Here is a 5,182-nt window from a genome sequence, read left to right on the forward strand (position 1 = left end):
ACAGAGCACAGACCCGGGACTACACCATCGACATTCGTCGATCCTCCAATCTGCGAGTCCACTCGCAACAAGCGACATCGTGTCGCACGTGCTGGCCGCGACCGGCCGAAGAGCCGCAGCGCGGCCAGCAGACCGCCCGAACGCGCGGCGGGCCGCCGGCAGGCGGGCCGCCTTTAAAGACGTAGAGACCGCCTTGGAGGTAGTGGCTGATCCTCAACCGCATGGACCAGTGCATGCCGTAGTTGTCGAGCTCGTGCCGGGCTACACAGCGCACTTCCCGTTGTCGGAGCGGCGGATCAGCAGCCCCTCGCCGGCCTCGTTGGTGACCACGACGTTCACGGAGGGGACGAGGCTGTTGGGGCAGGCGCGTCCGGATCGTTGTGGTGGCCGATCCGCTGCCTCACGTCCCAGGAGCCTACTCCGCGGAGGCTTCGTCCTTGAGCTCGTTACTGTCGGCGTTGACGAAGCTGCCCAGGTTGGGGACGGTGTAGACCTTGCCAGCGGCTCTGAGCCGTTCCATGGCCTTACGTATCGTCCGGGGCCGGCGGGTCTTCGCTCCGCCGAAGGGCGGGAAGACACGTTACGTTCCGCTCCCGGACTCGGTGGCGCTCCAGCTCTCCGCTCACCTCGCAGCCTTTCCCGCCGTCGACGTCACGTTGCCCTGGCTGGCGCTCGCCGGAAAGCCCGTGACGCATCGGCTGATCTTCTCCTCGCCGAACGGCAATGCGATCCACTGCACCTACTTCAATCAGGGGCAGTGGCGGTTGGCACTTGTTCGCGCAGGCATCGTGACCGCGCCTCCCAAAGGCGAGATGCCGGAGTCGCATCGCGAACACGGCATGCACTCTCTCCGCCACTTCTACGCCTCCGTGCTGCTCGACGGCGGCGAGAGCATCAAGGCGCTGAGCGAGTACCTCGGGCACCACGATCCCGGCTTCACACTGCGCACGTACACGCACCTCATGCCGTCGAGCGAGGACCGCACCCGCAAGGCCGTCGACCGCGTCTTCGGGGCACAAGCGCAGGAGTCGTGTGCCCTCTGCGGGCGCATAGCCCGTCCAGCCGCTGGTCAGGCGGCTGGTGAGCGACTACCAGCACTTCAGCAAGGGTGGCGGCTGACACCTGGGCCGATGGTCCTTGCTGGGCGGCCGACGGTGTGGGCAGCAGCGGATGGTTCGTGGTCGCCGCTCGAGGGCGTCGGTTACCCCCACACGGCCTTGCCGAGGATGGCACCCAGGCCCGGCGTCTTCCAGTGGTCGACGACGATCACCTTCTTCGCCTTCACGTACCAGACGCGCTGGGTGTAGGAGGCGACGTTCGACATGCTGCCGTCGCACGACACCTTCCACTCGGTGAATTGCGCCTGCTGCCCGGTCCCGAACGCCGCCTTCGAGGTCCTGACGCGAGTGGCCTGCCCGCTGTTGTACTTCTTCATCGGCACGCACTCGGTCACGCCGCTGCTGGGATGGTAGGGCTGGTCAGGCCGGTACGCGCCGCCCTCGGAGGCGTACTTGACCGCCTGGGGGCCGCCCAGCAGGAAGCTCTTGCATTCGGCGGCCCGAGGAGAGCAGGCGCCGGTGATGACGCGCAGATTGACGCCCTCCTTCTTGACGTTCCATTGGGTGGGGACCTGGAGGGTGACCCCCTGGAACGTCACCGGCTTGGTGGCGACATGAGCGGGCGAACCGGTCAGGGCGAGGGAAGCGCCGAGCGCGATAGTCATGATCACGGACGGTGATCCTAGGGCTATCACGCCCGGCATCGTCAAGGTTGTTCGGATGTGTGAAGCACCACCCCTGCTTCTCAGAACTTTCTGATCGATCTTCGCATCCAAAGTCCCGTGGACATTCTCGTTGCGGGCGATTCCCACGTCTTCGCGGGCGGCGCAACGTACTCGCCTGTCGCAGACCTCATCGCGCTCACACAGGACGGGGGCGGGGTGCTGCTGTTCGACCCGGCGTCCGGCGGGGAGATCTGCCCGTCCGCGACCGCGCGCGTGCCGTGACGCCGTTCACTGGAGGTAGGTGGCGACCAGGGTCGAGCGCCCAGCCAGGCACTCGTGGCCGCTGGCACGCTCGTCACTGTCCGTGTCGGCGGTCCGGCGCTTACCACTGCAACGGCACGGCGCCGATATGACCAGGCGAGGACGTGAGGTGCTGAGTGGCGTGGCTGCGGGAGTAGGCCGATCAGCAGGCGCCGGGTTTCGCTTGGTTGCGCGACTCATGCCGTGTCGGGGGATTGCCACGTGGCATGCCTCGCGTCGCAGGCCGTGACCCGAGCGACCGCGTAGAGGCAGGCGTGGTCATGTCAGCCCCAGACAAGGGACCCGATGGTAGTGACGCGAATCACGCGTCACCGACACCTCTTCGTTGTCACAACTCATGGCCCAATTCCGTCATATGAGTAGGCAAGGTTAGGGGGCCCAAATGCGTTCGTTGTTGGCCAAGCGCCGCTCGTTTCAGTTCTCCCACTGGTCGTTCATGTTCGCGGAAATCGCCGTATGGTCGTTCGTCGTTCTGGCGGTGACCGGGGCGGTGCTGATGGTGTTCTACGACCCCAGCATGTCCCAGGTGACCTATGACGGCTCCAACGGCCCGCTGCGCGGGCTCTTCGTCAGCAAGGCCTTCGACTCGACCATGCATCTGAGCCTGGAGGTGCGCGGCGGTCTGCTCATCCGCCAGGTCCACCACTGGGCGGCGCTCGTCTTCGTGGCAGCCGTCGCGTTGCAGCTGCTGCGCATGTTCCTCACCGGCGCGTTCCGCCGCCCGCGCACCGGGCAGTGGCTGATCTGGGTGACGCTGCTGGCACTGGGCATGGCCGCGGGCGAGACCGGCAACGCCCTGCCTGACGACATGCTGTCGGGTGGGAGCCTGTGGCTGATCATGTCGGTTGTGCAGTCCATCCCCGTACTGGGAACCTGGGCGCTGTCGCTGCTGTTCGGCTCGGGTTTCCCCGGTGACAGGGTCATTCCGGTCATGTACGGGGGGCACCTGCTGATCCCGGTCGTCATGGCCGCGCTGCTGATCGCCCGTGAACTGCTGGTGCGACGGCACGGCCACTCCCGGTTCATCGCCTCGGTGCCGACGCGACGGAGCGCACGCCCGACGATGGCGCTCGCGACGCTCGGCATGCTGATCATTCTCGGGTTCGGGTTCCAGATCGCCCCCATATGGCTGTACGGCCCTGCCAGGCCGACGCAGATCTCGGCGGGCTCGGTTCCCGACTGGTACATGGGGTTCCTCGACGGCGCCCTCCGGATCATGCCCGCATGGGAACTCACCATCGGGGACTACACGCTCAGCCTCGCGGTCCTCGTCCCCACACTGGTGATCCCCGGGGTCTTCTTCACCGCCCTGGCCGCCTACCCGATGGCCGAGCGCTTCCTCCTCTCGCGACGCAGCCGCCGCGACGCGCTGGGCCGGCCCAAGACCACGAGCCGCATGGCCCGCGAGACGCTCGCGCATGACCTGCTCGATCGTCCCCGCGAGACGCCGGTGAAGACGGCCATCGCGGTCGCCGGCGTCACGTTCTACGGCCTGCTGTGGGCAGCCGCGGCCAACGACCAGATCGCCCACCAGTTCCACCTCACCGTCGATGCTGTGACGATCTTCTTCAGGTTCGCCGTGGTCATCGGCCCCGTCATCGCCTTCATCATCACCCGGTGGATCTGCCTCGCACTGCAGCAGACGGAGCACCACGTGGCCGAGCACGGAGTGGAGACCGGGATCATCACACGGTCCCCGGACGGCGGATTCCACGAACGGCTGGCGCCGGCGCAGCAGGAGCGCCGGGAGCTGATCACCTCAGGGAGATGACAGTGACACCGCACAGGCCACAGGTTGTGATTGTCGGAGCCGGGGTCGCCGGATACCAGGCGGCGCGCACCCTGTCGCGCAGGGTGGGAGACGGCGCGGAGATCGTACTGGTCAACCCGACCGGCGTCGCGCTGCATCCGGAACTGCTCCCGCAGGTGATGACGCGCGTCCTCAGCCCGGACCGGGTGAGCGTGCCGCTGGCCGAGACGCTGCCGGGTGTGCGGGTGATGCTCGGCACGGTCACCCACATCGACGCCCACGCCCGGCGGGTGCTTTACGACGGCGGCGTGCTGGACTACGACCGGCTGATCGTCGCGGCGGGAGGCGTGAGCGAAGTCGCCCAGGTCTCCGCGGTCTCGGCGCACAGCGTCGGCTTCCACAACGTCGGCCAGGCCCTCCATCTGCGCGATCACATCCACCGGCAGCTTTCCCTGGCCGCCGCGAGCACCGATCCCTTCGAACGTGCGGCGCACTGCACGTTCGTCGTCCTCGGCGCGGGATACGCGGGCACGGCGGCGGCCTCGGCCGGGCAGTCGCTGTCCCAGTCGATCGCCCGCCGCGACCCGCGGTTGCGCGCACAGCCGATCCGCTGGATCCTGGCCGATCCCGCCGAGCGGCTGCTGCCTGACATGCGGCACCGCCTGTCCAGGACCACGGCACGGATGCTGCGGTCGCGGGGCGTGGAGGTCCGGACGCAGACCTCCCTCGGCCAGGTCACCTCGCGAGGGCTGCGGCTCACCGACGGCGAGTTCATCCCCACCCGCACGATCGTGTGGAGCTTCGGGGTCCGCCCCGATCCGCTCGTGACCAACCTCGGGCTGGCGGCCGAGCAGGGCAGGATCAGGGTGGACGAGCACCTCGCCGTGCCCGGCCATCCCGAGATCTACGCCTGCGGCGACGTGGCCGCCGTCCCCGACCTCACCAGGCCCGGCAAGATCACCCCGATGAGCGGGCAGCATGCCCTGCGCCAAGGCAGGCTGGCGGGCAGCAACGTCGCGGCCTCCATCGGGTACGGCTCGCGCCGGCCGTACCAGCACAGGATCCACGACTCCATCGTGGGCCTGGTCCGGGCGTCGGAGCAGCCGCTGCGTGTGGCATGAGTCGCCTGCCCCTACAGCGGTCACCGGTCTCGGACTGCCCCTCTGGAGCGGGCGTTCGCCGACGGGTGCGGCGCTGCTGTAGGGACTGACCTAATCACGCTCCAAGAGCAAGGGGCGGGTTTTCTATCGGGTAGGTGCCGTCCTTGATGCGCCCGGCTACGACGATCGGCCCGCCACGTGAACAGGGCCTTCGCGGCGACGGCGTCGCTGCGAAGGCCCTGTTGATCAGGAGGGGTTGTCAGGCGAAGGAGACGGCGATCAGGGCGA

Annotated in this window: 5 protein-coding genes; 4 read left to right on the plus strand and 1 reads right to left on the minus strand. The window is 67.9% G+C overall.

From position 1 onward, the window contains the following. Positions 1–518 precede the first annotated feature (518 nt). Positions 519–1,307 carry a tyrosine-type recombinase/integrase gene (locus tag ABZ297_RS46160; protein WP_355360764.1) on the plus strand — a complete coding sequence of 263 codons (789 nt, stop codon included), beginning with the start codon at positions 519–521 and terminating at the stop codon, positions 1,305–1,307. On the opposite strand, the gene ABZ297_RS46165 is transcribed toward ABZ297_RS46160, so the two are convergent. Continuing rightward, positions 1,202–1,729, minus strand: a complete 528-nt coding sequence (locus ABZ297_RS46165) for a hypothetical protein (RefSeq protein WP_355360767.1) — start codon at positions 1,727–1,729, stop codon at positions 1,202–1,204. The two genes, ABZ297_RS46160 and ABZ297_RS46165, sit on opposite strands and share 106 nt — an antisense overlap. Before the next feature lie 111 nt (positions 1,730–1,840). On the opposite strand from ABZ297_RS46165, the gene ABZ297_RS46170 reads away from it, so the two are divergent. The 3 genes from ABZ297_RS46170 to ABZ297_RS46180 all read left to right on the plus strand — a co-directional run bounded on the left by ABZ297_RS46170 (position 1,841) and on the right by ABZ297_RS46180 (position 4,915). Further along, positions 1,841–2,005, plus strand: coding sequence for a hypothetical protein (locus ABZ297_RS46170; RefSeq protein WP_355360770.1), 165 nt, complete (start codon positions 1,841–1,843; stop codon positions 2,003–2,005). A gap of 421 nt (positions 2,006–2,426) precedes the next feature. Then, on the plus strand, positions 2,427–3,815 hold the full coding sequence (locus ABZ297_RS46175) for a cytochrome b N-terminal domain-containing protein (protein ID WP_355360773.1): 1,389 nt from the start codon (positions 2,427–2,429) through the stop codon (positions 3,813–3,815). A gap of 26 nt (positions 3,816–3,841) precedes the next feature. Continuing rightward, positions 3,842–4,915 carry an FAD-dependent oxidoreductase gene (locus ABZ297_RS46180; RefSeq protein ID WP_355360776.1) on the plus strand — a complete coding sequence of 358 codons (1,074 nt, stop codon included), beginning with the start codon at positions 3,842–3,844 and terminating at the stop codon, positions 4,913–4,915. The last annotated feature ends 267 nt before the right edge of the window (positions 4,916–5,182 follow it).

The organism is Nonomuraea sp. NPDC005983, from assembly GCF_040614375.1.
Classification (GTDB): Bacteria; Actinomycetota; Actinomycetes; order Streptosporangiales; family Streptosporangiaceae; genus Nonomuraea.